This is a genomic window from Nonomuraea glycinis, from assembly GCF_035920485.1.
GTDB lineage: Bacteria > Actinomycetota > Actinomycetes > Streptosporangiales > Streptosporangiaceae > Nonomuraea > Nonomuraea glycinis.
In genome coordinates this window covers 2,066,487-2,091,351 of record NZ_CP109166.1, presented here as the reverse complement: position 1 = coordinate 2,091,351, position 24,865 = coordinate 2,066,487, and the positions used below count along the sequence as shown (strand labels likewise).

Below are 24,865 nucleotides of genomic sequence, written 5' to 3'. Positions count from 1 at the left end.
CCCGGTGCTCGTACAAGGGTGGCATACAACCTACCGTACTTAGTGCGACCGCGCAGGATCATGCTCTGGTCCGCCGCAGGCGCACCGGTCCCAGGGTCAGTGTGACGGTGAGTCCGGCCAGCGACATGGCGGTGATCATCGCGGCGAACGGCACGGCCGTGGCGGTGCCGATCCCGGCCAGGGGCGCGATCAACGCGCCGATGGTGAAGTGCAGGGCGCCCATGACCGAGGACGCGGTGCCCGCCGAGCCCGGGAAGCGGGCCAGCGCGAGCGCGGTGGCGTTGGGCATGACCAGCCCGAGTGCCGAGATCACCACGAACAGCGGTAATGCCAGCGCGGCCAGGTGCCGGCCGGGGTCGAGCGCGGCCACGCCGAGCAGGGCCACGCCGGCCGCGCTCTGGGCGCCGATGCCGGTGAGCAGCAGCCGCTCCGGCCGGATCCGGGCGGCCAGCCGGCTGTTCAGCTGGGTCATCGCGGTCAGCCCGGCCGCGTTGACCGCGAAGAGCCCGCCGTAGACCAGGGGGGACGCGCCGTACACCTCCTGGAGCAGGAAGGGGGAGGCGGCGATGTAGGCGAACATCGCGCCGAACGCGAAACCGCAGGACAGCGCGGCGCCGAGGAACGGCGGGTCGCTGAAGACGGCGCGGACCAGGCCGGGGATCCGCCGCAGCCCGCCGGACTGGCGGCGCTCCGGCGGCAGCGTCTCGCCCAGCGTGGTCAGCACGGCGAGCAGTTGGAGAGCTCCCGCCCCGGCCAGCACCAGGAAGATCGCGCGCCAGTTCCCGACCGTCAGCAGGGCGCTGCCGATCACCGGCGCGATCACGGGGGCCACTCCGAACACGGCCATCATCTGCGAGAACACCCGGACCGCGGCCGTCCCGGTGTAGAGATCCCGGACCATGGCCCGGGACAGCACGACGGCCGCCGCCCCGGCGAACCCCTGGCAGAACCGCAACCCGATCAGCAGCTCGATCGAGCCGGCGAACGCGCAACCGAGCGAGGCCAGCACGTACAGGATGATCCCGGTGAGCAGCGGAGGCCGCCGCCCCCACAGGTCGGAGAGCGGCCCGATGACGAGCTGCCCGGAGGACAGCCCGAGCAGCGAGGCGGTCAGGGTGAGCTGGACCTGGGTGACGGACGCGTTCAGGTCGGTGGCGATCGCGGGGAACGCCGCCAGGTACATGTCACCGGAGAGGGGGCTGATCGCGGCGAGACCGCCGAGGGTGAAGACGATCCCCCGGTTCGCTCTCATCTCCCGCCGAACGTGTCGAACAGGTCCTGGATCCCGGCGCGGCCGGCGCCGGCGGCCAAGGCCAGGGCGAGCAGCACCCGGCACTTGTACGGCGAGAGGTCCTGCCCGGCCACGAACCCGTCGGCGCGCAGCCTGGCGCTGGGCCGGACACCGCCCGACGCGCCCCGGTAGGACTGGCAGACCACCACGCCCGCCTCGGCCGCGCGCCGCAGCGCCGTAACCTCGGCCGGGGTCGGGAACCCCGCCCCGGTCCCCGCGCTGACCAGGCCGCGGGCACCGGCGGCCACGGCCGCGTCGATCAGCGCGCCGTCCGCGCCCGGGTAGGAGACGACCACGTCCACCCGGGGGACCGAGGTTGTCTCGGTGACCGGCAGGATGGGGGCGGAGTGCTCCTCGGCGAAGCGGAAGCGCACCTGGCCGCCAGGGTCCACCTCGCCGAGCGGGCCGAGCCCGCCGAACGCGCCGGTCCCGGCCGTGCCGGTCTTGGCGACCCGGCGGGCCGACCAGATCGCGTCGTCCACCACGACCAGTGCGCCGCGCCCGGCCGCGGCCGGGCAGAGCGCCACCCTGGCCGCGTTGACCAGGTTCAGCGGCCCGTCGCCGCTCAGCGCGGACAGCGGGCGCATCGCCGCGGTGAGCACCACCGGCGTGCCCGGCCCGAGCACCAGGTCGAGCAGGAAGGCCAGCTCCTCCAGGGTGTTGGTGCCGTGCGCGACGACCACGCCGCGCACGCCGGGCCGCTCGCGCGCCCGCCGCACCTCGCCCGCTACGCCGAGCAGCCCGGCCAGGTCCAGCGCGTGGCTCGGGCCCGCCTCGGCCGGGATCTGCACCACCTCGGCGACCCGCTCCAGGTCGGGTACGGCGGCCACCAGTTCGGCCAGCGTCAGCCGCTGATCCTCGGCCTCGGTGTATCCGGTGAGGTCCAGCGTGGCCGGCGACCAGGCCGAGATCGTGCCGCCGGTGCCGACCAGGGCGATCCGGCCGAGCGGTTCGCTCACAGGTTCCTCGCCCATTTCAGCCACCGGTCCTCCAGCCGCGCGTACCCGGCGTTGACCAGGTTCCCGAGCACACCGAGGAGGATCAGGGCGGCGAACATGGCCGGGATGTTGAACACCGACTGGCTGGACAGCAGGTAGAAGCCGACGCCGTTCTGCCCGCCGACCAGTTCGGAGACCACCATCATGATCAGGGCGATCGGCAGCGCCACCCGCAGCCCGGCCGAGATCAGCGGGAACGCCGAGGGCAGGACCACCCGGCGGATGATCGCGAGCCGGGACAGCCCGTACATGCGGGCCACGTCGATCCGCTCCTGGCGGCAGTCGCGGGCGCCCGTGGTGGTGTTGACCAGCACCGGGAACAGCACCCCGAACATGATCACCGAGATCCGCATGCTGTCGCCGAGCCCGAGGGCCAGGACCGCGACCGGGATGATGGCCACGGCGGGCAGCGCGCGCAGGAACTCCAGGGTCGGCCCGATGTACTGGGCCACCCGGCGGGAGGAGCCGATGGCGATGCCGAGCACCACGCCGAGCGCGCTCCCGGCCAGGTAGCCGATGACGAACCGCTGCAGGCTCGGCAGCAGGTCGCTGAGCGTGTGCTCGAACAGCCAGTCCTCGCGCAGCGTGCCCAGCACCGAGCTGAGCGGCGGCAGGTAGACGTTGCCGAGGGTGCGCCCGCCGATCTCCCAGCCCACCAGCAGCAGAATCGGCAGGCCGATCGGCAGCAGCGATCGTCCCACCGCGCGCAGGCGTGTCATCGCCCCGCACCTCCGTCCCGTGCGTCGGTCTTCCAGAACACGATCTTCCGCTCCAGCCCGGCCACGGCCGCGTTGATGGCGTAGCCGAGCAGACCCACGGCGAACACGGCGGCGTACATGTCGGCGTTCCTGATCGCGGTCTGCATCTGGACGATGGCGTAGCCGAGCCCGCCGCTGCTGGTGATGATCTCCACGGTGACGGTCAGGACGAGCGCGATGGCCCCGCTGATCCGCACCCCCGCGGCGATGTTGACCGCCGCGCTGGGCAGCAGCACCCGGCGCAGCACGGCCGCGCGGCCGAGCCCGAAGTTGCGCGCCGTGTCCACGGCCACCGGGTCGGCGTCGCGGACGCCGTAGTAGGTGTTGAACAAGATGGGCCAGGACGCCGCGTACACCGTCAGCGCGATCGTGGTGGTGTCGCCCACGCCCAGGATGAGGATGCCGAACGGGATCAGCGCGACCGACGGCAGCGGCCGGAGGAACTCGATGATCAGCTTGACCGAGTTGAACGCGGTCGCCGAGGCGCCGAGCAGCACTCCGACCGGCACCGCCACGACGATGGCGATGAGCAGCCCGGCCCCGAAGGTGGCGAGGGTCTGCCCGGCGTCGGCGAGCAGGTCGCCGCTCACGATCCCGGTGTAGAGCGCCGCCCCGACCTGGCTGGGCCTGGGCACGTACGCGGACTTGACGACCCAGGTGGTCAGGGCCTCCAGCAGGAGCAGGAGCCCGGCGGCGAACACCAGGCCGCGCGCGTTGAACAGCGGGCGGGTCCTGCGTCCTCGGCCGGTGCGCCGAGACGCCGCCGCGCCGACCCCTGGCGCTCGGTCCTCCGCCTTGAGGAGCGTCATGCATCTTCCTTCCTGAGGGGCCGCCGTGGCCGGCGGCCCCGCGCGCCTGCGGACAGGTGCCTACTTGCCGTCGGCGGCGATGATGGTCTCGGCCTTGATCGGCTCCTTGAGCGCGCCGAAGCGCACCATCACGTCCAGCAGCGGCTGCACCAGGTCCGGGGTCGTCTCGTCGCCGTACAGGGCGAGCTCCAGGGCGTTGATCGCGTCATCGGGGAGCTCGGTGTACTTCTGCAGGATCGACTTGCGCTCGGCCTCGTTGGCGGGGTCGTTGGCCCAGGCGTTGGTGGCCTTCATGGCGGCCCGGAACTTCTCCACCACCGCCGCGTTGTCCGCGATGTAGTCCTCCTTGGCGAACCACGTGGTGTTCAGGAAGTCCTTGCCGTTGTTGACCGAGTCGTACGGGCTGACCAGCCGGTGTGCGATCTTGGCCGCTTCCTGCTGGTCGTAGAAGGGGGAGACGACCGCGCCGGCCGGAACCTGGCCGCTCTCCAGAGCCTGGCCGATGGCCGGGAAGTTCAGGGTGACGAAGTTGACCGTCTTGACGTCCACGCCCGCGTCGTCGAGCGCGGCCAGCGTGGACAGGTGCGGCAGGGTGTTGAGCGCGTTGGTGGCGATCGACTTGCCGCCCAGGTCCTTGAGCTCTTTCACGTCGGTGGCCTTGTCACCGATCATCAGCCAGACGCCCGGCTTCTCCTTGGTGTAGAGCAGGCCGCCCGCGACGATGCGGAACGGGATGCCGGAGGCGGAGGCGGAGGCGATGGAAGCCGGTGAGGTCAGCGCAAACTGCGAGCCGCCTGACTGCACGGCGGCGGCGAGCTCGGGCACACCCGCGACGATCTTGACGTCCACGTCCAGGCCCTGGGCGGTGAAGAAGCCCTTCTCCTTGGCCAGGAAGCCCTGGGCGCCGGAGTCCGCGGCCACCGTGGAGATGGTGATCTTGGTGGGGCCGCCGGTCGCGGCGGTGGTCGCGGAGTCGTCACCGCCACATGCGGCAAGGCTCCCGACCAGGGTGAACACGGCGGCCATGCCGAGGAGTTTCCGTACTACGTTGGTTGCCGTCATGTGACTCGTACCTTTCGGGGTAGTGCAAAAGCGGGGGGATGGGTCACGCGGCGGGTTGGCTGCCGTCACGCTGGGCGGACAGTCCCATGACGTCGTGAATGCGGGCGCGAATCCTCTGGAATTCCGGCATGCCGCGGGTGCTCACCTGGTTCTTCGGGTGGGGCAGGTCCACCATGAGCTCCTCCGCCACGTGGCACGGCGGCTTGCTCAGGACCAGGATGCGGTCGGCGAGGTAGATGGCCTCGTCGATGTCGTGGGTGACCAGCAGCATGGTCATCCCCGAGTCGGCGAACCGCTCGCGCACGGCGAGCAGGGTGTCTTCGAGGCCCTCCTTGGTCAGGGCGTCCACCGAGGCGAACGGTTCGTCGAGCAACAGGATCTGCGGGCGGAAGGCCAGCGCCCGGGCGATGGCGACGCGCTGCTGCATGCCGCCGGAGAGCTCTCCCGGGTGGTAGTCCTCGAACCCGGCGAGCCCGACCGTCTTGATCGCCTCGGCGACCCGCTCGGCCTTCTCCGCCTTGGTGATGTCGCCGCGCTCGGCCAGCGGGAACTTCACATTGCGCTCGACGGTCAGCCAGGGGAACAGCGAGCGGGTGTAGTCCTGGAAGACCAGGGCCATCTCGGGGGGCGGCGCGTCGATCCGCTGCCCGCGCAGGCTCACCTCGCCCGAGGTCGGCGGCAGCAGCCCGCAGATCATCCGGAGCAGGGTCGACTTGCCGCACCCCGACGGGCCGATGATCGCGACGAAGTCGCCCTGGTTCACCGAGAACGAGAGGCGATCGCAGACCAGCGGGCCGTCGGCCTGATAGCGCTTACGCAGCTCGGTCACGTTGAGGATCGGCGGCACGACGGCTCCTGGTTCGGCGAGATCGGTCAGACGCGGGAAATCGGTGGCCATGCGAGGCATCCCTTCGGTAGGCGACGGGTCGCCGGAGGCGGGAACGGATCCGGGGTGACCGTCCGTAACCCTCTGTCCGGGGCGTTCGCTCGTGGATGCCGCTGGGCGGTGGGACGGGTGCCGTGGCCGCCGCTCAGATGCGTACAGGTGATTATTGCCTTGTATCGTACGAAGTACGAATGAGGTGTCAAGGGGTTCTCCGAAACGGACTGCCTAACGGTGCGGACTGTTATATAGTGCGAACTTTCAAATTCGGCTCACCACAAGCGGTTGAGCTTGCGGGAAAGGCCCAGCGCCGCCGTCCGTACGGCAGGCCCCAGCCGGGCCGGCTGGAACTGCGCGACCGGCACCGAAACCGACAGGGCCGCGATCGCCACCCCGCTCACGAGCACCGGCGCGGCCACACAGCAACCGCCGACCGCCGCTTCCTCCCGGTCGTAGGCCACGCCCGCCGTCTGGACCCGGCTGACCTCGTCCTTCAGTAAATCCAGGTCGGTGATCGAGTGTGGGGTGAGCCGCCGCAACGGCTGCCCGAGCACCTCGTCCAGCACCTCGGGCAGCGCGAAGGCCAGCAGCGCCTTGCCGATGCCGGTGCAGGTCAGCGGGAGCCGCCCGCCGATACGGGACGGAAGGTCGACACCGCCGTGACCGTGGATCTTCTCCGCGTACACCACGTCGTAGCCGTCCCTGACGCCGAGATGCACCGTCTGGTGCGTCGCCGCGAACAGGTCCTGCATGAACGGCAGCGCCGCCTGGCGGAGCTGGGACTTGACCGGCACCAGCTCGCCCAGCTCGAACAGGACCAGCCCGAGCGCGAACCCGCCGTCCACCCGCTGGAGCAGATTGAGGTCGAGCAACGGCTGGATCAGCCGGTGCACGGTGGACTTCGGAAGGTGCGTGGAGCGGGCGATGTCCGCCAGTCGCTGCGGCCCGCCGGCGGTCCGGAACGTCTGGAGGATCAACATCACCTTCTCCAGCATCGAGGTGTCGTCGTTCCGTCTCACGGAACCTTCCTTGTTGTTTCGGGATGTATGAGGCTGAATATGGTCTATTCACCTGCGGAAATTCAACCCCACCGTCCAAGAAAAAACGTTCCGGGAAGCTGACCACATGCTGGTTCCACCTGATGGCCGCGAGGCCGCCGCCGCTCGATTGCGGTCGGCCGTAACCTCTCACCGGTCGTGCGCACCGGTCCGTGATCTGCTCGGTACGACCGACATCGAGGCCGCCTACGCGGTCGCCTCGGCGAACATCGCCGAGCGGATCACGGCCGGCCGGCGCAGGATCGGACGCAAGATCGGGCTCACCTCGCCGGTCGTGCAACGTCAGCTCGGGGTGGACCGGCCCGACTTCGGCACGCTGCTCGACGACATGCTCGTCCCGGCCGGGACCCCGGCCGAGCACAGCGGCCTGTTCCGGCCGCGCGCCGAGGCCGAGGTGGCCTTCGTCCTGGGCCGCGACCTCGACGACGAGAGCGTCGACCCGCGCCAGGCCGTCGCGTACGCGCTGGCCGCGATCGAGATCGTGGACAGCCGGATCACCGACTGGGACATCACGATCGTGGACACCATCGCCGACAACGCCTCCAGCGCGCTGTTCGCACTCGGCTCGGAACGCGTCCCGCTCGACGGGCTCGACCTGCCCGGCGTCCAGATGGAGCTGGAGCTCAACGGCGTGACGGCCTCCACCGGCACGGGCGAGGCGTGCCTGGGCGACCCGCTCAACGCGCTGGCCTGGCTGGCCGCGACCGCGCGGGACATCGGCGAGCCGCTGCGCGCCGGGGAGATCGTGCTCAGCGGCGCGCTCGGCCCGATGGTGGACGTCGGCCCGGGTGACCGGCTCACCGCTCGGCTGACCGGCCTGGGCGTGGTGGACGTTCAGTTCACCGGAATCAACGGAGGGACGCTCGGTGACGACTGACGTGCAGGCCAAGACCAAGGTGGCGGTCATCGGGTCGGGGAACATCGGCACCGACCTCATGATCAAGGTGATCCGGCTCTCCCGCACCCTGGAGATGGCCGCCATGGTAGGCATCGACCCCGACTCCGACGGCCTGGCCAGGGCCCGCAGGATGGGCGTGACCACCACCTCGGACGGAGTGCGGGGCCTGCTGGCACTGGACGTCGCCGACGAGATCGGCGTCGTCTTCGACGCCACCTCGGCCAGGGCCCACGTCGCCAACGCCGCCGCCCTGGCGGCGACCGGGGCCAGGCTCATCGACCTCACGCCCGCGGCCATCGGCCCGTACGTGGTGCCCGTCGTCAACCTGGACGCCCACCTGGACGCCCGCAACCTCAACATGGTGACCTGCGGCGGCCAGGCCACCATCCCCGTGGTGGCCGCGGCGGCCAGGATCGCCCCGGTCAGGTACGCCGAGATCGTGGCCTCCATCTCCTCCCGCTCGGCCGGCCCCGGCACCCGCGCCAACATCGACGAGTTCACCGAGACGACGTCCCGGGCGATCGAGCGGGTCGGCGGCGCCGACCGGGGCAAGGCGATCATCGTGCTGAACCCGGCGGATCCGCCCATGATCATGCGGGACACCGTGTTCTGCCTGCTCGACGACTGTGACACCGACGCGGTGGCGGCCTCGGTGGCGGCGATGGTGGCCGAGGTGGCCGAGTACGTCCCCGGTTACCGGCTCAAGCAGCGCGTCCAGTTCCGGCGGATCGGCCGGGACGATGCGGAGAACTCCCTCATCCCCGACGCCCCGCCCGGCGACCGGTGGATGATGACCGTCTTCCTGGAAGTCGCGGGCGCCGCCCACTACCTGCCGGAATACGCCGGGAACCTGGACATCATGACCTCGGCCGCGCTGCGGGTCGGCGAGCGCGTCGCCGCGCACGCCGGGACGGCGGTGGCCCGATGACCGAGCCGCTCTACATCCAGGACGTCACCCTGCGGGACGGCATGCACGCCATCCGGCACCGCTACACCCTCGGCCAGGTGCGCGACATCGCCGCCGCCCTGGACGCCGCCGGGGTCGCCGCCATCGAGGTGGCGCACGGCGACGGGCTGGGCGGCAGCAGCCTCAACTACGGTCCCGGCGCGCACACCGACTGGGACTGGCTCGCCGCCGCCGGCGAGGTGATCAAGAATGCCCGGCTGACCACCCTGCTGCTGCCCGGCATCGGCACCGTGGACGACCTGCGCCGCGCCCGTGACCTCGGCGTCGTCTCGGTCCGGGTGGCCACCCACTGCACCGAGGCGGACATCTCCGCCCAGCACATCGCCGCCGCCCGCGACCTCGGCATGGACGTGGCCGGATTCCTGATGATGTCCCACATGGCCGAGCCCGCCGACCTGGCCGCGCAGGCCAAACTGATGGAGTCGTACGGCGCGCACTGCGTGTACGTCACCGACTCCGGCGGCCGGCTCACCATGAGCGGGGTGCGCGACCGCGTGCACGCCTACCGCGAGGTCCTCGACCCGGGCACCGAGATCGGCATCCACGCCCACCACAACCTGGGGCTGGGCGTGGCCAACTCGGTCGTCGCCGTCGAGGCGGGCGCGATCCGGGTGGACGCCTCGCTGGCCGGGCAGGGCGCCGGCGCGGGCAACTGCCCGATCGAGGCGTTCATCGCGGTCGCCGAGCTCACCGGGTGGCGTCACGGCTGCGACGTGTTCGCCCTGATGGACGCCGCCGACGACCTCGTACGCCCACTCCAGGACCGTCCGGTCCGGGTGGACCGGGAGACCCTGTCGCTCGGCTACGCCGGCGTCTACTCCAGCTTCCTCCGGCACGCCGAGCGCGCCGCCGCCGAGCATCGCCTGGACACCAGGGACATCCTCGTGGAGGTCGGCCGGCGGCGGCTGGTCGGCGGCCAGGAGGACCTCATCGTGGACGTCGCCCTGGACCTGGCCGCCGCCGAGAACGCCGCCGAGAACGCCGCCGACGCGAACGCCACCCCCGAGAACCCTGCCAACGAGAACGCCACCGCCGAGACCACCGTCAACGAGAACGCCGTCAACGAGAGCATGGAGATCGCGAAATGACTGTCTGGACCGACCTAGCCGACCTGGAGTTCACGGTTCGCTTCGTGGACGCCGCGGGTGTCCGGACCAGGGCGCTCCAGGCGGGGGCGGGCGAGCCGGTGGTGTTCCTGCACGGCACCAGCGGCCACCTGGAGGCGTTCGTCCGGAACCTCCCCGCGCACGCCGAGCACTTCGCCTGCCACGCCATCGACATGCTGGGCCACGGCTACACCGACGGCGTGGACGAGCCGTACCGTATCCCCCGGTATGTCGATCACGTGCTGGCCTACCTGGACGCGATCGGCGCGGAGCGGGCGCACTTCGTCGGCGAGTCGCTGGGCGGCTGGGTCGCCGCCCGGCTGGCCGCCGACCACCCCGACCGGGTGAGCCGCCTCACCCTGGTCGCCCCCGGCGGCAGCGTCGCCAACCCGGCCGTGATGGAGCGGATCAAGACCAGCACCCGCCAGGCCGTCACCACCGACGACATCGACCTGACCCGCAAGCGGCTGCACCTGCTCATGCACGACCCCGCCAAGGACGTCTCCGAAGAGCTCGTGCAGGTACGGCATGCGATCTACCACCGCCCCGAGTTCGTCAAGCGGCTGGACAACCTGCTGTGCCTCCAGGAGCTCGCCAACCGGGAGGAGGACCTGCTCACCGCCGAGCAGATGGGCCGCATCACGGCGCCGACACTGATCGTGTGGGGCGCCCAGAACCCGTTCGGCGACGTGCCCGAGGCGCACCGGATGAACGAGCTCATCCCCGGCTCCCGCCTGGAGATCTTCGGCGAGTGCGGCCACTGGCCCCAGCACGAGCACGCCGCCAAGTTCGACGCGCTCAACCTCGCCTTCCTGCGGGAGGGACAGTGACCACCGGCGCCGGGCGGCTGCGGATCGGCGTCAGGGTCCCGCCGTGCGACCGGGCCGACCGCCTGGTCACGGTGGTCCGGCGGGCCGAGGAGCTCGGCTTCGACGATGTCTGGATGCCCGACTCCCAGTTGCTCTGGCGCGAGGTGTTCAGCGTGCTCACCGCGGTCGCGCTCGGCACCGAGCGGATCGGGCTCGGCACCGCCGTGACGAACCTGACCACCCGGCACCCCTCGGTGGTCGCCTCCGCCGCCCGCACCGTGGCCGAGCTCGCCCCCGGCAGGCTGACCCTCGGCGTCGGCGTGGGCAACAGCTCGGTCGCGCCGATCGGGCTGAAGGCGGCCACCCGGGTCGAGCTGGCCGAGCGTCTGGCTCAGCTCCGCGCCCTGCTCGACGGCCGCGAGTGGGACTACGGTCAGGTACGGTCCCGGCTGCGCGACCCCGTAACCGTTCCGCTGCACCTGGCCGCGAGCGGGCCGCGTAACCTGCGGCTGGCCGGGGAGATCGCGGACGGGGTGATCCTGCTCAGCGGGATGTCGCTGGAGACCCTCACCAGCGCCATCGCGCGGGTGCGGGAGGGCGTCGAGGCGGCCGGTCGCCCGATGGACAGGTTCCCGCTGACCGTCTCGGCGTTCTGCCATGTCACCGATGACATCGAGGCCGACGCCCGGATGCTCAAACCGGTCTGCGCCGCGATGGCGGCCAACGGCGGCGGTCCCTTCCTCGCGCTGGCCGGCATCACCCTGGACGTTCCCGACCGGTTCGAGGGGGTCTACCCCGATCTGCTGCACGCCGAGGACTGGGACCTGGCCGTCGAGGTCGCGAGCCGCTGGGTCAGCGACGAGGACGCCCTCCGCTTCGCCCAGGCGTTCTGCCTGTTCGGCACCGCGAAGGAGATCGCCGAACGGCTCAAGGTCGCGTACGAGGCCGGGGCGACCAGCGTCTTCCTCCAGCATGTGGGGTCCTACCGGCCGCCGCACGAGCTGATCGAGGTCGTCGGCGAGGAGGTCCTCCCCGAAGTGGCGTCGTGGTCGCGATGAGTACGGTCCTGACCGAAGTGGTGTCATGGTCGCGATGAGGACGGTCCTGACCGAGCTGTCCGACCGAGCCCGCCTGGCCGCCGCGACGGCCACGCCCCGGGCCCGCGAGCTCGCCGTCCTGCACGTCCTGGACACCATGGGCTGCGTGGCGGCGGGCGCGGACCACCCGGTGGCCGCCACGCTGGCCACGTTCCTCGGCGAACCGTTCCCACCGGCGGCCGGCGGCGAGCGCTTCCTTGGCAAACCGGCGGGCGGCGGCGAGCGGTTCCTTGGCGGACTGTTCTCGCCGGCGGCCGGTGGCGAGTGGTCGTTGCGCACTGCTGTGCTGGTGGAGGCCACGCTGGCGCACGTGGACGAGTTCGACGGCTTCCACCCGCAGGCCGCGGTGGTGCCCGCCGCCGTCGTGGTGCCCGCCGCGCTGCTGACCGCCGCCCGCGAGGGCCGCGACGGGGCCGCTGTGGTGGACGCGGTGCTGGCCGGGTACGAGGCGGTCGTCGAGGCCGGGCTGCGATTCGGCGGCTCGGCGCTGTACACCGCCTGGTGGCCCACCGCCCTGTTCGGCGCGCTCGGCTCGGCGGCGGCCGCAGCCGGCGTCCTCGGCCTGGACGAGGAGCGCACCCGGACCGCCCTCGCGCTGGCCGCCGCCGGACTGGGCGGCCTGCTCACCGCCGACGAGTTCGGCGAGGGCCACTACCTGCTGGCCGGGCGCGCCGCCGCTGACGGCGTCGATGCCGCCTACCTGGCCAGGGCCGGGGCGCGGGCCAGCCTGACCCTGCTGGACGGGCCCGCCACCGCCGCGCTCGGCCGCGCCGCCGGGCCGGAGAGCGCGCGTGAGGGCGTCCACCTGGAACGCTGCGCCTTCAAGGCGTACCCCTGCGCCCGGCCGCTGCATGCGGTCGTGGCCGCGGTCACCCAACTGGCCGCGGCGGGCGTGCCGCTCGGGGACGCGGTGGCCGTGCGGGTGCGGCTGCCCGCCGTACTGCTGCGTTTCGTCAACGCCTCGACCCAGCCTCCCGGCCCGGCGGAGGCCGCCGCCAGCGCCGCCTTCGCCGTGATCGCCGCCATCCGGGGCCGCGCCGACGACGTACGGTTCTACCGTTCCGCCGACCTGGGCGAGGGCCCCCACCCCGAGATCACCATGGAGGCCGACCCCGCCCTGGACCGCCACCTCCCCGACCACTGGGCCGCGGGCATCACCGTGACCCTCCAGGACGGCCGGCAGTTCCACCACGACGTCCACGACCTGACCGACGACCATGGAACGACCGCCAAGTCCGCCGACCTGACCGGCGACCATGCGACGACCGCCAAGTCCGACGACCATGCGACGACCGCCAAGTCCGGCGACCATGCGACGACCGCCAAGTCCGGCGACCATGCGACGATCGCCAAGTTCGCCAAGCTGACCGGTGGAGCGGACCCCGGGCCCTGGCTGAGGCTGGACACTCACCCCGCTCCGGGTGACCTGCACGATGCCCTTCTTGGCCAGGGGGCCTGAGTCGTCAGCCCTCGAAGCCGCCGCCGGTGACGATCACCTGCCCGCTGACGTAGTCCGCCTCCGGGTAGGTGAGCATCACGACAGAGCCGGCGGCCTCCTCCGGCGTGCCGGCGCGGCCCAGCGGGATGGCCCGGTTGAGGGCCTCCAGCAGTTGCGGGTTGACGCCGACCTTGATCTGCCGCCCTTCGACGTCGATGTACGCGTCGCCGTCCGCCGCCGCCTCGGTGAGCCGGGTCTGGATGAAACCGAACGCGACGCAGTTGACGTTGACGTTGTAGCGGCCCCACTCCTTGGCGAGGGTCTTGGTCAGCCCCACGATCCCGGCCTTGGCCGCCGAGTAGTTGGCCTGCCCGGCGTTGCCGAACAGCCCCGCGACCGAGGAGATGTTGACGACCTTGCGGTGCACGGTGAGCCCGTCCGCCCGTTCCTTGCGTACTGCGGCGCTGATCACCGGCTGGGCGGCGCGCAGGATGTCGAACGGCGCCTTCAGGTGCAGATCGACGATGGCGTGCCACTGCTCGTCGGTCATCTTCTGCACCACGTTGTCCCAGGTGTAGCCGGCGTTGTTGATGATGATGTCGACGCCGCCGAAGGTGTCCACCGCGGTGCCGACGAACGCCGGCGCGAAGCCGTCACCGGTGACGCTGCCGGGGAACGGCACCGCCGTGCCGCCGTTCTTGCGGATCTCCTCGACCACCTCGCGGGCGGGGGCCTCGTCGAGGTCGTTCACCACGACCCCGGCGCCTTCGCTCGCGAGTTTCAGCGCGATGCTCCGGCCGATGCCCCGCCCGGCGCCCGTGACGAGGGCGGACTTGCCGTCCAGCTTTCCCATGATTGCCGTCCTTCAGGTTGGGGGTGAGGGTCAGTCGAGCGCGACCGAGGCTTCACCGGTGAGGGTCACCGTGCCGTCGGCGAGGGTCACCGTGAGGTCGAGGGTGGCGACCCGCTCGCCGTCGACGTCGGTGATGCCGTTGACCACGGCCTGGCAGGTGGGCCGGCCGTGGACCGGGGTGATGGCGGCGAACCGCACCCGGTACGACCGCAGTTTGTCCGGCGGGAAGTTGTCCGTCAGGAGCCTCGCGAGGTAGGCCATGGACAGCATGCCGTGGGCGAAGACGTCGTCCAGCCCGGCCGACTTGGCCACGTCGAGGTCGACGTGGATCGGGTTGTGGTCACCGGAGGCGCCCGCGAAGAGCGCGAGGGTGTGGCGCGAGATCGGCGGGACGGTCAGCTCGTCGAGCCGGCTGCCCGGCTTCAGGTCCGGGGCCATTCAGGAGCTCGCTTCCGGCAGGGCGCGGACCACGAGCGTGTTCCGCATCGTCACGACGACCGTTCCGTCCTGGTCGGTGACCGGCAGCTCGGTCACCAGGAAACGCAGGGCGCCGCCCTTCTTCTCGTACACGTCGACGACCTTGGAGGACGAGCTGAGCTCGTCACCGGCGTAGGCGAGCCGGTGGTAGGCGAACTCCTGCTCGCCGTGGAGCACCGCGCGCAGGTCGACGCCGTACGCGGTGAGGTGGCCGAACGGGTCCGGCATTTCGAGGTCGACGCCGAAGAAGAACGTCGGAGGCACGGGCAGGTCGCGGTGCCCGGCCCGCTGGGCGGCGTCCAGGTCGACGAAGATCGGGTCGGTCTGTCCCGTCGCCTTCGCGAACAGCCGCAGCCGGCTGCGGGTGACGAGCAGTGTGCCGCCCGCCCTCTCCTCGCCGATGAGCGACCGGTCCAGCCCCATCAGCCGTCCACCTTCTTGTACAGCGTGACGACGCAGGCGCCGCCCAGCCCCAGGTTGTGCTGCAGCGCGACGTCGACGCCGGCCACCTGCCGGTCCTCCGCCTGGCCGCGCAGCTGCCACACGAGCTCGGCCGCCTGGGCGAGTCCGGTCGCGCCGAGCGGATGCCCCTTGGAGATCAGCCCGCCGGACGGGTTGGTGACGACCTTGCCGCCATAGGTGTTGGCTCCGTCGAGCACGAACTTCTCGGCGGTGCCCTCCGGGGTGAGGCCGAGGGCCTCGTAGGTGAGCAACTCGTTGGTCGTGAAGCAGTCGTGCAGCTCCACCACCCCGATGTCCTCGGGGCCGATGCCGGACTTCTCGTAGACCTGGCGCGAGGCGGCGACCGTCATGTCGTAGCCGACCAGCTTGCGCAGGTCACCTTCGAACGTGGTCGGCTGGTCGGTGACCAGCGACTGCGCCTCGATCACGACGTCCGCGCGCAGCCCGTGCCTTCTGGCGTAGTCCGGTGAGACCAGCACCGCCGCCGCTGCCCCGCAGGTCGGCGGGCAGCACTGGAAGCGGGTGAGCGGCCCGTAGATGTGCGGGGAGCCCAGCACTTCCTCGACCGTGAGCGGGGCGCGGAACACGGCGTACGGATTGGCCGCCGCGTGCCTGCGGGACTTCACGGTGATGTGCGCGAACGTCGCCGGGTCGATCCCGTACTCGTCGACGTAGGCCTGACCCGCCGCGCCGAAATAGGTGGCCGCGGGCGGCGCGCCCGGATCGGGAACCCCTGCCACCTCGTCCCGGACCTGCGCGAAGGCTCCCAGCACGTCCGGCCGGTCACTCCACACCGAGCCGAGCGCGCCCGGGTTCATCTGCTCGAAGCCGAGCGCCAGCGCCACCTCGGCCTGGCCGCTCGCCACCGCCTGATGGGCGAGCCAGAGAGCCGACGACCCGGTCGAGCAGTTGTTGTTGACGTTGATGACCGGTGCGCCGCTCTGGCCCAGGTGGTAAAGCGCCTTCTGTCCCGAGGTGGAGTCACCGTAGACGAAGCCGACATAGGACTGCTGTACGGCCGGGTACGCCACGCTCGCGTCGGCGAGCGCGCGACGTGCCGCCTCGGCGCCCATGACGTCGTAGGGATCGCTCTTACCGGGCTTGCTGAAGGGGATCATCCCGACGCCCGCGACGACTACCTTGCTGGTCATAGCTCGCTCCTCAGGTCTGTGGTGTGCTGCCAGGACGCCTCGGCCACCCGCCGGGCCGCGACCGGCTCGCCCGCCGGGGTCCGGGAGAACCGTGGCGCCGGCCGGGGCTGGTCGACGCCGTCGATCGAGGTGAAGACCTCGCGCTCCACCAGGTGGGGGTGCTCCAGCGCCTCCTCGAAGGTCAGGACCGGGGTGACACATGCGTCGGTGCCGGCGAACACCTCGGCCCACTCCGCCATGGTCCGCTTGCCGAACGCGCCGGCGAGGGCGTCGCGCAGCTCGTCGGCGCGCGACTCGTCGTACTGCCCGGGGAGCGCGGCGGGGTCGAGCTCCAGGATCCGCACCATCTCCGCGAAGAACTGCGGCTCGATGCAGCCGACCGCCACACTGCGGCCGTCCGCGCAGATATAGGTGTCGTAGTACGGGCGGCTCCCGTCGAGCAGGTTCGTCCCGCGCTCACTCGACCAGCGGCCCTCGCCCCGCAGGGACCACATCATGTGCGCCAGCACGCTGGCGCCGTCGCACATCGCCGCGTCCACGACCTGTCCCAGCCCGGAGCGTTCCCGCTCCCACAGGGCGGCGAGGACCCCGGCGACGAGGAACATCGAGCCGCCGCCGAAGTCGCCGACCAGGTTCAGCGGCGGGACCGGCCGCGCGCCGGCGCGGCCGATGCTCTCCAGGACGCCGGTCAGCGAGATGTAGTTGATGTCGTGCCCGGCGGTCCGGGAGAGGACGCCGTCCTGGCCCCAGCCGGTCATCCGGCCGTAGATCAGGCGGGGGTTGCGCATCCTGCACACGTCGGGGCCGAAGCCCATCCGTTCGGCCACGCCGGGCCGGTATCCCTCGACGAACACGTCCGCCTCGTCGGCCAGGTCCCATACCCGGGCGAGGTCCGCCGGGTTCTTCAGGTCCGCCACGACGACCTGTCTGCCGCGCAGCATGTGGTCCGTCTCGCCCACCGTCCTGGTGGGGCGCTCGACGCGGATCACGTCGGCGCCCAGGTCGGCGAAGATCATGCACGCGTGGGGGCCCGGGCCGATGCCGCCGAGCTCCAGCACCCGCAGGCCCGCGAGCGGCCCGTCAGTCATGGGCCGGCCAGTACTGCTCGCGGAGGCGCCGCTTGAACAGCTTGCCGGAGTCCTCGCGGGGCAGCCGTGCCTCGAACACGACCACCTTGGGCACCTTGTACTTGGCCAGGTTGTGCTCGACGTGCTCCCGTACCTGGTCCTCGGTCACCGTCGCGTCCGGCAGCAGCTCCACGTGCGCCGCCAGCGCCTCGCCGAAGTCGGCGTCCGGGATGCCGAACACGGCCACGTCCGCGACGCCCGCCAGTCCGAGCACGGTGTTCTCGATCTCGACGGGGTAGATGTTCACCCCGCCGGAGATCACCATGTCGTTGAGCCGGTCGCTGAGGTAGAGGTAGCCGTCCTTGTCGACGTGGCCGACGTCGCCGAGGGTGTAGAAGCCGTCACCGGCGTCGATGGCCCGACGCTTGGCGTCGTCGCCGAGATAGGTGAAGTCCGGCCAGGCCGACGGAGGCCGGCCGTAGACGACGCCTGTCTCGCCGGCCGGGACCTCGGTCCTGTCGGGGCCGAGGATCCTGATCGCCGCGTCCCCGACCGGCGCGCCGACCGTGCCGGGGTGGGCCAGCCACTGCTCGCTCGTGCAGACGGTCCAGGCGCCGCCCTCGGATCCGCCGTAGTACTCGCTGATGGTCGGGCCGAACCAGTCGATCATCGCCCGTTTGATGTCCGGCGGGCAGGGCGCGGCGGAGTGCGAGACGTTCTCCAGCGAGGAGAGGTCGTACTTCTCCCGGATGTCCTGCGGCAGCCGCAGGAGCCGCACGAACATGGTCGGCACCATCTGCGCGGCGGTGGCCCGATGCTCCGCGACGACCCGGAGGAACTGCTCGGCGTCGAACTTCGGCATGATCACCAGGCTCATCCCCATGGCCAGGGCGTAGGTCGCGGCCACGTTGGGAGCGGTGTGGTAGAGCGGCGCGGGGATCACGGCCGTGCCGCCGGCCCGGAAGCCCACCACCTGGCGCAGGAGGCCGGCGATGTCGCCGGCCTTCTCGGGGGCGATCGGGTCGCGCAGCACCCCTTTGGCGAGCCCGGTCGTGCCCGAGGTGTAGATCACCGACATGGGCGGGGTGAGCACCGACTCCGCGGGCGGGTCGTTGTCCTCGATGAGCTGCTCGGCCATCGGGTAACGGCCGGTCGGCGCCACCGTGCCCAGCGCGAACTCCTCGGCCACCTCCGGCGGGACCGCGACCTCGACGATCCGCAACCGCTCCGGTTTCTGCGCCTCCACGACCGGCACGAGATCGGAGTGGACCACCGCCACCTTGGCCTGGCTGTCGCTGAGCAGATGCCGCAGGTCGGCTCCGGTCCAGTGCCAGTTGACCGGTACGGGGACTGCCCCGATGAGCGACGCGGCGAACGTGGCCTCGAGCATGCCCGTCTCGTTGCGCATCATGATGGCGTACCTGTCGCCGGGTCCGACGCCCAGTTGCCGCAGGCCCGACGCGAGGCGAGCCGCGCGCTCCTTCATCTCGGCCACCGGTAAGACGCGACGGCCGGAGATGACCACTGGTCCTGTCATGTCCTTCTGCCTTTCGTTGCGGTTCACAGGGATCGTGCGATGAGGTCCTTCATGACCTCGTTGGCTCCGCCGTAGATCTTCTGCACCCGGGCGTCCTGGTACATGCGGGCGATGGGGTATTCCCGCATATAGCCGTAGCCGCCGTGCAGTTGCACGCATTCGTCGATCAATGTCACCTGCTGCTCGGTGAGCCACCACTTCGCCATCGCGGCCGTGGCCGCGTCGAGCCGGCCTTCGAGGTGCAGGTCGATGCAACTGTCGAGGAAGACGCGGGCGACCCGCGTCGTCGTCGCGCCCTCGGCGAGGGTGAACTTCGTGTTCTGGAAGTCCCAGATGGACTGTCCGAACGCCCGCCGCTGCTTGACGTAGTCGACGGTCTGCTCCATCGCGGCCTCCATCCCGGCGACCGCGAGGACCGAGATGAGCAGCCGCTCCTGCGGCAACTGGTTCATCAGCTGCGCGAAGCCCTGCCCTTCCACCCCGCCGAGCAGGTTGTCCGCGGGCACCCGCGTCCGCTCGAAGGAGAACTCGGCGGTGTCGGCGCCGTGCTGACCGACCTTCTCGAGGATCCGGCCACGGACGAACCCAGGGCAGTCGGCCGTCTCCACGACGACCAGCGAGATGCCCTTCGCGCCCTTGGCGGCGTCGGTCCTGGCCACCACCACGATGAGGTCGGCCAGGTGGCCGTTGGAGATGAAGGTCTTCGCGCCGTCGATGACGTACGACTCGCCGTCGCGCACGGCCTTGGTCCGGATGCCCTGGAGGTCGGACCCGGTGCCCGGCTCGGTCATCGCGATGGCGCCGATCATCTCGCCGGAGGCGAGCCGGGGCAGCCACCGCCGCTTCTGGTCCTCGGTGCCGTAGGCCAGCAGGTAGTGCGCGACGATCCCGCTGTGCACCATGTTGCCCCAGCTGGTCTCGCCGGCTCGGGCCTGCGCCTCGCAGATCGCGAGGTCGTGCGCGATGGTGCCCCCGCCGCCGCCGTATTCCTCGGGGATGGAGCAGCAGAGCAGGCCGAGCTCGCCCGCCTTGAGCCAGACGTCGCGGTCGACGTGGTGCTGCGCCTCCCACTTGTCCCGGTGGGGCAGCAGCTCGGCCGACACGAAGGACGAGGCGAGGTCGTACACCGCCCGCACACTGTCGTCGGCCTTCCAGGACTCCGGCATTCGCGCCCACCTCAATCCACTTATTGAATGAACCTAACGCCGCTTATCGCTCTCGTACCAGGTGATCTCAACCGGCCGACTCGTTCATGAGCTTACTCATCATTCACTTAAAAGCAACGGTGAGTATGTGGCCACGTGACGGCGGAGCGGCCCGGTGCGCCTACGCTGAGTCCCATGTCGACAGCCACCGTGCGACCCGACGAGCCTCGACGCCGTCCACGCGATCGCAAGCAACAGATCCTCGTGGCCGCGCGGGACCTCTTCGTCGAGCACGGCTACCCCAACGTGTCCATGTCCACGATCGCCGCGAAGGTGGGCATCCGGGCGGGCGCGCTGTACCGGCACTTCGACACCAAGGCGACGCTGCTCGAATCGGTCATCGCCGACAACTTTGGCTGGATCGACGAGCCGGTGGACACCGCCGGCTTCGCGGAGGTCGTCGACGACGTCCTGGCCAGGGTGACCGACCGGCCCTATCTGTCGGACCTGTGGATCCACGAGGTCCGCTATCTGCCCGCCGAGCAGGCCCGGACGCTGCGACGCCGGATGCGGCAGTGGACCGGGAACCTGGTCCCCCCGTTGCGGCGGGCCCGGCCCGGACTCGACGCCGGGCAGGAAGAGCTGCTCATCTGGGCCATCCAGTCACTGACGTCCTGCGTCGGCCGGCGCGCGATCCATGCCCCCCAGTCCGTACGGCTGCCCGTGGTGCGGGCCGGCATCCACGCGCTGACCCGAGCCGAGCTGCCCCCGACGGGAGCGGAGACGGTGGCACCCGAGGCGGAGCTGCTGCCGGTGTCGCGCCGGGAACGGCTGCTGCTCGCCGCCATCGAGCAGTTCTCCCGCAACGGGTACCACGAGACGTCGATGACGAGCATCGGCGCCGCCGCCGACGTCACCGGGCCGAACCTCTACGGCTACTTCGCGAGCAAGGCGGATCTCCTCCAGGCGGTGTACGAGCGGGGCACCCACGCGATGTGGCTGAGCCTCGACGAAGCGCTCGCCAAGACCGTCCTGACCAGCGGCGACTCTCCCAGGCAAGCGCTCACGGCCGTGGTGCGCTCGTACGTGCGGATCGCGCGGACCTGGTCGGCGATCCTGGACGACCCCACCGCCGAACCGGGAGTCGTGGCCACGACGCTCACCGCGCAGCGTGAGTACGTGGGCGAATGGAGCGCTCTGGTGTCCCGCGTCCTGCCGCACCTCGATCCGCGGGTGGCCCGGCTGCGCGTGCAACTCGGCCTGTTCCTCGCCGCCGACCTGTACCGCAACCCGCGAGTCTCCCGCCACGAGTCCTTCCCCGACAGCGTGACGGCCCTGGTCCTGGCCGTGCTGTGCGACGACTCGGACGCACCGCCGCCGGCCGATGCCGACGGATGAGACGTCCGCCGGCACGGTCCTGGCCTTGAGGTGTCTCAAAGCCTCACCTGGGCCCGCCCCCGTTGCGGCGCTCCGAGAAACGCTGGTCCAGGAAGGACACGTCGGCGGGAACGCCGCCTTCGGCGATGCCGCTGATCCTGACCCGGATACGGCAGGGGGGTCAGTGAGGCTCGTCCGGGGGACGGGTGACGGCGGGCGCGCGGTCGTCCTCGCGCAGGACGTCGTCGGCTGTCTGGTCGTACTCGGCCACCCGGGCCCGCCCGGCCTCGCCCAGTTGCTCGACCACGGCCGCGATCAGGGTTTCGAGCAGCGCGACCGCCGGGGTCAACGAGTCGAACGGCGAGGGCGAGGTGACCTGGGCGGGCAGCACGACGTCCGCCACGGCCGAGACCGGCGACAGCCACGGGTCGGTCAGCAGCACGATCTTGACGTTGCGGGCCGCGGCGGCGTTCGCGAAGGCGATGGTCTCGCGCTGGTAGCGCCGGTAGTCGAAGAGCACCAGCACATCCCGCCGGCCCATGTCGAGCAGGTGGGCGGCATGGTCGGCGGTGGACCCGGCGATGTAGGCGCTGCCGGACCGCAACTGCTGCAGGTGAGCGACGAGGTAGTGGGCCAGGATCGTGCTGAACCGGCCGCCGGCCGCCGAGACGCGGCGTTTCGGGTCGGCCAGCAGCTCGGCCGCCCTGGTCAGCTCACCCTCGGGCACCTGGTCGAACGTCATGGCCGTGGCTTCCAGCAGCACCTTGCGGGACCGGCCGAGCACGCCGTCCGGGCCCACCTCGTCGCCCGCCCCGGCGGAGCCGTACTGGGCCAGGGGAGAGGAGTAGCGCTGCTGGGTCTCGCGCTTGAGCGTCTGCTGAAGCTCGGGGTAGCCGTCGAAACCGAGCCGGTAGGCCAGCCGCAGCACGGTGGCCGGGCTGGTCTGCGCCAGGCCGGCGACGATCGCCAGCGGCTCCAGCCCGGCGGTCGGGTAGCCCGCCAGGAGGGCGCGGGCCACCCGCTGCTCCGCACGTGGCAGTCGCGGCAGTACGTCGCGCAGTTGCGCCGCGACTGTGCGGGGCTCAGTCGAGGGGGACGACACTCAGCCTCCTTCAGGGCGGTCGGTGACTCGGGGCGCGCCACTGGTAACGGATCATGCCAGGGCACGCCCGAAAAGAGAACGCCGGTCACCGGCCGCCCAGCACGTCGGCACGGTGACCGCCGGTCAGCGGCCGGCGGGCGGCACGGTGACCGCGGGTCAGCGGCCGGCGTCGGGCCCGGCGAGCCCGCACCACTCGATCGCGGCCAGCGCGTACGTCTTCGCCGACTGCACGAGCTGGGCGATCTCGACGTACTCGTTCTCCGCGTGCGCCGTGTAACCGACGCCAGGACCGTACACCAGGCCGCCCAGGCCCTTGCTGTCCATCCAGGTCAGGTCGCAGACGCCCATGAAGCCGGTCGACAGCGGCGGCCGGCCGTCGGCGGCGGCCGCGGCGTGCGCGCCGGCCACCACGGCGCCCAGCGGCGCGTCGTCGGGCAGCGAGTACGGCGGCCACAGCAGCTTCCACTCGAAGACCGGCGGGTGCTCACGCAGCCACGGGTCGGACCTGCACGCGTCGGCCACGCGGCCCTCGATCTCGGCGATGACCTCCTCGTTGGTCCGGTCGGGGTGGTGGTAGACGCAGTATTCGACGGTCAGCTCGTCGGCCAGGAAGAACGGCACGTAGATGCCCGACGGGTTGGCCTGGAGCACACCCGGCAGCAGGTTGAAGTAGCCGGCCGGGAAGAGCGGGTGCCGGTCGTGCCGGGCCCACTCGTCCTCCAGGGAGCGCAGCGCCTGGTAGACGATCCAGAACTTGTCGACGGTGTTGACCCCGAGCGCGTCGCCCTCCAGCGTCGGGTGCACGGTCATGCCGCGCAGCCCGGAGTGGGCGGTCTTGCCCTCCATGGAGATGCTGAACCAGAGCAGGCCCGGCGTCACCGGCACCGACGCCGGCAGGGTGCCCGCCTGCCCGGACGGCTCGCAGACGATGGCGGCGTCCGCGCCGAACCCGGCCTCCAGCACCGCGGTGGTGCCGGCTTGGTGGTCGCCGACCTCCTCGCCGACGACGGCCTGCAGCACGAGGTCGCCGGCCAGGCGCACCCCGGCGCGGCGCAGGGCCACGGCGGCGTAGGCGGCGGCGACCAGGCCGCCCTTCATGTCGGTCGCGCCGCGCCCGATCACGGTGTCGTCGGTGACCACGGCCCGGAACGGATCGCCGCGCCACTTGTCGAGCCGGCCCGCGGGCACGACGTCGACGTGCCCGTTGAGCAGCAGCGACCGGCCGCCGCCGGCGCCGGGAACGACGCCGCACGCGTTGTCGCGGCCCTTCTCCACCGTCACCTTGGTGACGTCGGCCCCCGCCTCGGCGTAGAGGTCGGCCAGCAGCGCGCTGACGTCGCCCTCCGCCCCGACGACCTTGTCGTACTCCTGGCCGGGGTACTTCGGGTTGACGCTGGGCACGGCGATCGCGTCGGTCAGGCTGGAGACCAGGCGCTCGGCGAGCCGGTCGACCTCTTCGGTCACCTCGCGGGTCACGTCGCGGGCGCTGTCCTGTGCGGTCATGACGTCTCCTTCACAGTGGTGGAGCTGGTGGTCACGGATGGCGGCGCGGGCTCACCGGGTCTGCGGAGCCGCTCGCGTGCCGAGTCGAAAAGGGAGCGGGCGATGCCGGCCAGGCCCTTGGGCGCGAGCCACAGCACCACGAGGATCAGCAGGGCGACCACGACGTCGCGCCAGGCGCCCGCGTCCTGGAGGGCGTCGGAGACCAGGGTGACGACCACCGCGCCGGCGATCGGCCCGTAGACGCTGCCGCTGCCGCCCAGGAAGATCATGCTGAGCAGCAGGGTGAGCTGGCCGAAGCCGAAGATGTCGGTGCTGACCACGCCGTTGAGGTAGGCGTTGAAGCTGCCCGCCACCCCGGCCACCCCCGCGCCGATCACGAAGACGATCAGGTGCTGCCGCACCCGGGAGACGCCCCGGCTGGTGGCCAGCGGCTCGTTGTCGCGCAGGGCCACCAGCGACATGCCGAGGGTCGAGCGGGTCAGCGTCCGCACCAGCACGGTGACGGCGAACAGCAGCGCCGCGCCGAGGAAGTAGTAGCCGATCCGGCCGTCGGCCCGCAGGTTGAGGTCGCCCAGGGTGAGCCGCGGGATGCCGACGATGCCGTTGGAGCCGCCGGTCAGCCCGGCCTGGCCGAGCACCAGATAGATGCAGAGCTGGGAGAACACGTACGTGGCCAGGCCGACGTAGATGCCGCGCAGCCGCAGCACCGGCAGGAACGCCACCAGCGAGGCCAGCATCGCCGACACCCCCGAGACGGGGATGGCCAGCCAGGGGTCCACGCCGGTGCGGGTGACCAGGATGGCCGTGGTGTAGGCGCCGATGCCGAAGAAGCCGATCTGGGCGAAGTTGAAGATGCCGGCGAAGCCCAGGGTGAGGTTCCAGCTCAGCGCGAGGACGGCGTACATGGTGATGAGGATCAGCAGCAGCCGGCTGTGCGGGTCGGTGAAGACCAGCGGCAGGGCCACCAGGATGATCGCGTAGACCGGCCAGCCGACCAGGCCGCGGAGTTTCGGCATG

24 protein-coding genes are annotated in these 24,865 nt (G+C 71.3%); 7 read left to right on the top strand and 17 right to left on the bottom strand.

Annotated features, from left to right (window positions below; genetic code table 11):
• Positions 1–58 precede the first annotated feature (58 nt).
• The 7 genes from OHA68_RS09710 to OHA68_RS09680 form a co-directional block, all read right to left on the bottom strand.
• Positions 59–1,252 carry a multidrug effflux MFS transporter gene (locus OHA68_RS09710; RefSeq protein ID WP_327107309.1) on the bottom strand — a complete coding sequence of 398 codons (1,194 nt, stop codon included), beginning with the start codon at positions 1,250–1,252 and terminating at the stop codon, positions 59–61.
• Positions 1,249–2,250 (bottom strand): asparaginase, encoded by a 1,002-nt coding sequence (locus tag OHA68_RS09705; protein WP_327107308.1) that lies wholly within the window; start codon positions 2,248–2,250, stop codon positions 1,249–1,251. The genes OHA68_RS09710 and OHA68_RS09705 overlap by 4 nt, the downstream gene beginning before the upstream one ends.
• Complete coding sequence (locus tag OHA68_RS09700; RefSeq protein WP_327107307.1) at positions 2,247–3,008, bottom strand: ABC transporter permease; 762 nt, start codon at positions 3,006–3,008, stop codon at positions 2,247–2,249. Before OHA68_RS09700 ends, OHA68_RS09705 begins: the two co-directional genes overlap by 4 nt.
• Positions 3,005–3,856: an ABC transporter permease gene (locus OHA68_RS09695; RefSeq protein ID WP_327107306.1), complete on the bottom strand. Its 852-nt coding sequence runs from the start codon at positions 3,854–3,856 to the stop codon at positions 3,005–3,007. The genes OHA68_RS09700 and OHA68_RS09695 overlap by 4 nt, the downstream gene beginning before the upstream one ends.
• 60 nt (positions 3,857–3,916) lie before the next feature.
• On the bottom strand, positions 3,917–4,918 hold the full coding sequence (locus OHA68_RS09690) for an ABC transporter substrate-binding protein (RefSeq protein ID WP_327107305.1): 1,002 nt from the start codon (positions 4,916–4,918) through the stop codon (positions 3,917–3,919).
• A gap of 43 nt (positions 4,919–4,961) precedes the next feature.
• Positions 4,962–5,816: an ABC transporter ATP-binding protein gene (locus OHA68_RS09685; RefSeq protein WP_189142561.1), complete on the bottom strand. Its 855-nt coding sequence runs from the start codon at positions 5,814–5,816 to the stop codon at positions 4,962–4,964.
• Positions 5,817–6,073: 257 nt separating this feature from the next.
• On the bottom strand, positions 6,074–6,820 hold the full coding sequence (locus OHA68_RS09680) for an IclR family transcriptional regulator (RefSeq protein ID WP_225277867.1): 747 nt from the start codon (positions 6,818–6,820) through the stop codon (positions 6,074–6,076).
• A gap of 106 nt (positions 6,821–6,926) precedes the next feature.
• On the opposite strand from OHA68_RS09680, the gene OHA68_RS09675 reads away from it, so the two are divergent.
• Genes OHA68_RS09675 through OHA68_RS09650 form a run of 6 tightly spaced genes read left to right on the top strand, consistent with a single transcriptional unit; the run spans position 6,927 to position 13,195 of the window.
• A complete protein-coding gene (locus OHA68_RS09675; protein ID WP_327107303.1) occupies positions 6,927–7,736 on the top strand; it encodes a 2-keto-4-pentenoate hydratase in 810 nt (269 codons plus the stop codon).
• Positions 7,726–8,685 carry an acetaldehyde dehydrogenase (acetylating) gene (locus OHA68_RS09670; RefSeq protein WP_225277866.1) on the top strand — a complete coding sequence of 320 codons (960 nt, stop codon included), beginning with the start codon at positions 7,726–7,728 and terminating at the stop codon, positions 8,683–8,685. Before OHA68_RS09675 ends, OHA68_RS09670 begins: the two co-directional genes overlap by 11 nt.
• The gene (gene dmpG / locus OHA68_RS09665) at positions 8,682–9,812 is read left to right on the top strand and encodes a 4-hydroxy-2-oxovalerate aldolase (RefSeq protein ID WP_327107302.1); all 1,131 of its coding nucleotides are present in this window, start codon (positions 8,682–8,684) and stop codon (positions 9,810–9,812) included. The genes OHA68_RS09670 and dmpG overlap by 4 nt, the downstream gene beginning before the upstream one ends.
• Entirely contained in the window at positions 9,809–10,660 is an 852-nt protein-coding gene (locus OHA68_RS09660) for an alpha/beta fold hydrolase (RefSeq protein WP_189142564.1), read from the top strand. The genes dmpG and OHA68_RS09660 overlap by 4 nt, the downstream gene beginning before the upstream one ends.
• Entirely contained in the window at positions 10,657–11,697 is a 1,041-nt protein-coding gene (locus tag OHA68_RS09655) for an LLM class flavin-dependent oxidoreductase (protein WP_327107301.1), read from the top strand. Before OHA68_RS09660 ends, OHA68_RS09655 begins: the two co-directional genes overlap by 4 nt.
• Before the next feature lie 34 nt (positions 11,698–11,731).
• Positions 11,732–13,195 (top strand): MmgE/PrpD family protein, encoded by a 1,464-nt coding sequence (locus OHA68_RS09650; RefSeq protein WP_327107300.1) that lies wholly within the window; start codon positions 11,732–11,734, stop codon positions 13,193–13,195.
• Positions 13,196–13,199: 4 nt separating this feature from the next.
• On the opposite strand, the gene OHA68_RS09645 is transcribed toward OHA68_RS09650, so the two are convergent.
• From OHA68_RS09645 to OHA68_RS09615, 7 genes are read right to left on the bottom strand one after another with little or no spacing between them, the layout of a single operon-like run.
• Complete coding sequence (locus tag OHA68_RS09645) at positions 13,200–14,027, bottom strand: SDR family NAD(P)-dependent oxidoreductase (RefSeq protein ID WP_189142566.1); 828 nt, start codon at positions 14,025–14,027, stop codon at positions 13,200–13,202.
• 30 nt (positions 14,028–14,057) lie between these two features.
• Positions 14,058–14,465 carry a MaoC/PaaZ C-terminal domain-containing protein gene (locus tag OHA68_RS09640; protein ID WP_327107298.1) on the bottom strand — a complete coding sequence of 136 codons (408 nt, stop codon included), beginning with the start codon at positions 14,463–14,465 and terminating at the stop codon, positions 14,058–14,060.
• A complete protein-coding gene (locus OHA68_RS09635; protein WP_327107297.1) occupies positions 14,466–14,927 on the bottom strand; it encodes a MaoC family dehydratase N-terminal domain-containing protein in 462 nt (153 codons plus the stop codon).
• Positions 14,927–16,117: a lipid-transfer protein gene (locus OHA68_RS09630; protein WP_327107296.1), complete on the bottom strand. Its 1,191-nt coding sequence runs from the start codon at positions 16,115–16,117 to the stop codon at positions 14,927–14,929. Before OHA68_RS09630 ends, OHA68_RS09635 begins: the two co-directional genes overlap by 1 nt.
• Entirely contained in the window at positions 16,114–17,205 is a 1,092-nt protein-coding gene (locus OHA68_RS09625; protein WP_327107295.1) for a CaiB/BaiF CoA transferase family protein, read from the bottom strand. The genes OHA68_RS09630 and OHA68_RS09625 overlap by 4 nt, the downstream gene beginning before the upstream one ends.
• A complete protein-coding gene (locus OHA68_RS09620; protein ID WP_327107294.1) occupies positions 17,198–18,721 on the bottom strand; it encodes an AMP-binding protein in 1,524 nt (507 codons plus the stop codon). The genes OHA68_RS09625 and OHA68_RS09620 overlap by 8 nt, the downstream gene beginning before the upstream one ends.
• A gap of 23 nt (positions 18,722–18,744) precedes the next feature.
• Positions 18,745–19,887 carry an acyl-CoA dehydrogenase family protein gene (locus tag OHA68_RS09615; RefSeq protein ID WP_327107293.1) on the bottom strand — a complete coding sequence of 381 codons (1,143 nt, stop codon included), beginning with the start codon at positions 19,885–19,887 and terminating at the stop codon, positions 18,745–18,747.
• Positions 19,888–20,061: 174 nt separating this feature from the next.
• On the opposite strand from OHA68_RS09615, the gene OHA68_RS09610 reads away from it, so the two are divergent.
• Positions 20,062–21,264 (top strand): TetR/AcrR family transcriptional regulator, encoded by a 1,203-nt coding sequence (locus OHA68_RS09610; protein ID WP_327107292.1) that lies wholly within the window; start codon positions 20,062–20,064, stop codon positions 21,262–21,264.
• 160 nt (positions 21,265–21,424) lie between these two features.
• On the opposite strand, the gene OHA68_RS09605 is transcribed toward OHA68_RS09610, so the two are convergent.
• From OHA68_RS09605 to OHA68_RS09595, 3 genes are all read right to left on the bottom strand, one after another.
• Complete coding sequence (locus OHA68_RS09605) at positions 21,425–22,345, bottom strand: MurR/RpiR family transcriptional regulator (RefSeq protein ID WP_327107291.1); 921 nt, start codon at positions 22,343–22,345, stop codon at positions 21,425–21,427.
• Positions 22,346–22,501: 156 nt separating this feature from the next.
• Positions 22,502–23,848 (bottom strand): ArgE/DapE family deacylase, encoded by a 1,347-nt coding sequence (locus OHA68_RS09600; RefSeq protein WP_327107290.1) that lies wholly within the window; start codon positions 23,846–23,848, stop codon positions 22,502–22,504.
• Positions 23,845–24,864, bottom strand: a complete 1,020-nt coding sequence (locus OHA68_RS09595) for a branched-chain amino acid ABC transporter permease (RefSeq protein ID WP_327107289.1) — start codon at positions 24,862–24,864, stop codon at positions 23,845–23,847. The genes OHA68_RS09600 and OHA68_RS09595 overlap by 4 nt, the downstream gene beginning before the upstream one ends.
• Position 24,865 lies beyond the last annotated feature (1 nt).

Excerpts from the sequence above, each read along its gene's own strand:
- OHA68_RS09710 (WP_327107309.1), bottom strand. The coding sequence starts at position 1,252 with ATGAGAGCGAACCGGGGGATCGTCTTCACCCTCGGCGGTCTCGCCGCG.
- OHA68_RS09700 (WP_327107307.1), bottom strand. The coding sequence starts at position 3,008 with ATGACACGCCTGCGCGCGGTGGGACGATCGCTGCTGCCGATCGGCCTG.
- OHA68_RS09695 (WP_327107306.1), bottom strand. The coding sequence starts at position 3,856 with ATGACGCTCCTCAAGGCGGAGGACCGAGCGCCAGGGGTCGGCGCGGCG.
- OHA68_RS09690 (WP_327107305.1), bottom strand. The coding sequence starts at position 4,918 with ATGACGGCAACCAACGTAGTACGGAAACTCCTCGGCATGGCCGCCGTG.
- OHA68_RS09685 (WP_189142561.1), bottom strand. The coding sequence starts at position 5,816 with ATGGCCACCGATTTCCCGCGTCTGACCGATCTCGCCGAACCAGGAGCC.
- OHA68_RS09675 (WP_327107303.1), top strand. The coding sequence starts at position 6,927 with ATGCTGGTTCCACCTGATGGCCGCGAGGCCGCCGCCGCTCGATTGCGG.
- dmpG (WP_327107302.1), top strand. The coding sequence starts at position 8,682 with ATGACCGAGCCGCTCTACATCCAGGACGTCACCCTGCGGGACGGCATG.
- OHA68_RS09660 (WP_189142564.1), top strand. The coding sequence starts at position 9,809 with ATGACTGTCTGGACCGACCTAGCCGACCTGGAGTTCACGGTTCGCTTC.
- OHA68_RS09650 (WP_327107300.1), top strand. The coding sequence starts at position 11,732 with ATGAGGACGGTCCTGACCGAGCTGTCCGACCGAGCCCGCCTGGCCGCC.
- OHA68_RS09645 (WP_189142566.1), bottom strand. The coding sequence starts at position 14,027 with ATGGGAAAGCTGGACGGCAAGTCCGCCCTCGTCACGGGCGCCGGGCGG.
- OHA68_RS09640 (WP_327107298.1), bottom strand. The coding sequence starts at position 14,465 with ATGGCCCCGGACCTGAAGCCGGGCAGCCGGCTCGACGAGCTGACCGTC.
- OHA68_RS09635 (WP_327107297.1), bottom strand. The coding sequence starts at position 14,927 with ATGGGGCTGGACCGGTCGCTCATCGGCGAGGAGAGGGCGGGCGGCACA.
- OHA68_RS09630 (WP_327107296.1), bottom strand. The coding sequence starts at position 16,117 with ATGACCAGCAAGGTAGTCGTCGCGGGCGTCGGGATGATCCCCTTCAGC.
- OHA68_RS09625 (WP_327107295.1), bottom strand. The coding sequence starts at position 17,205 with ATGACTGACGGGCCGCTCGCGGGCCTGCGGGTGCTGGAGCTCGGCGGC.
- OHA68_RS09620 (WP_327107294.1), bottom strand. The coding sequence starts at position 18,721 with ATGACAGGACCAGTGGTCATCTCCGGCCGTCGCGTCTTACCGGTGGCC.
- OHA68_RS09615 (WP_327107293.1), bottom strand. The coding sequence starts at position 19,887 with ATGCCGGAGTCCTGGAAGGCCGACGACAGTGTGCGGGCGGTGTACGAC.
- OHA68_RS09610 (WP_327107292.1), top strand. The coding sequence starts at position 20,062 with ATGTCGACAGCCACCGTGCGACCCGACGAGCCTCGACGCCGTCCACGC.
- OHA68_RS09600 (WP_327107290.1), bottom strand. The coding sequence starts at position 23,848 with ATGACCGCACAGGACAGCGCCCGCGACGTGACCCGCGAGGTGACCGAA.
- OHA68_RS09595 (WP_327107289.1), bottom strand. The coding sequence starts at position 24,864 with ATGCCGAAACTCCGCGGCCTGGTCGGCTGGCCGGTCTACGCGATCATC.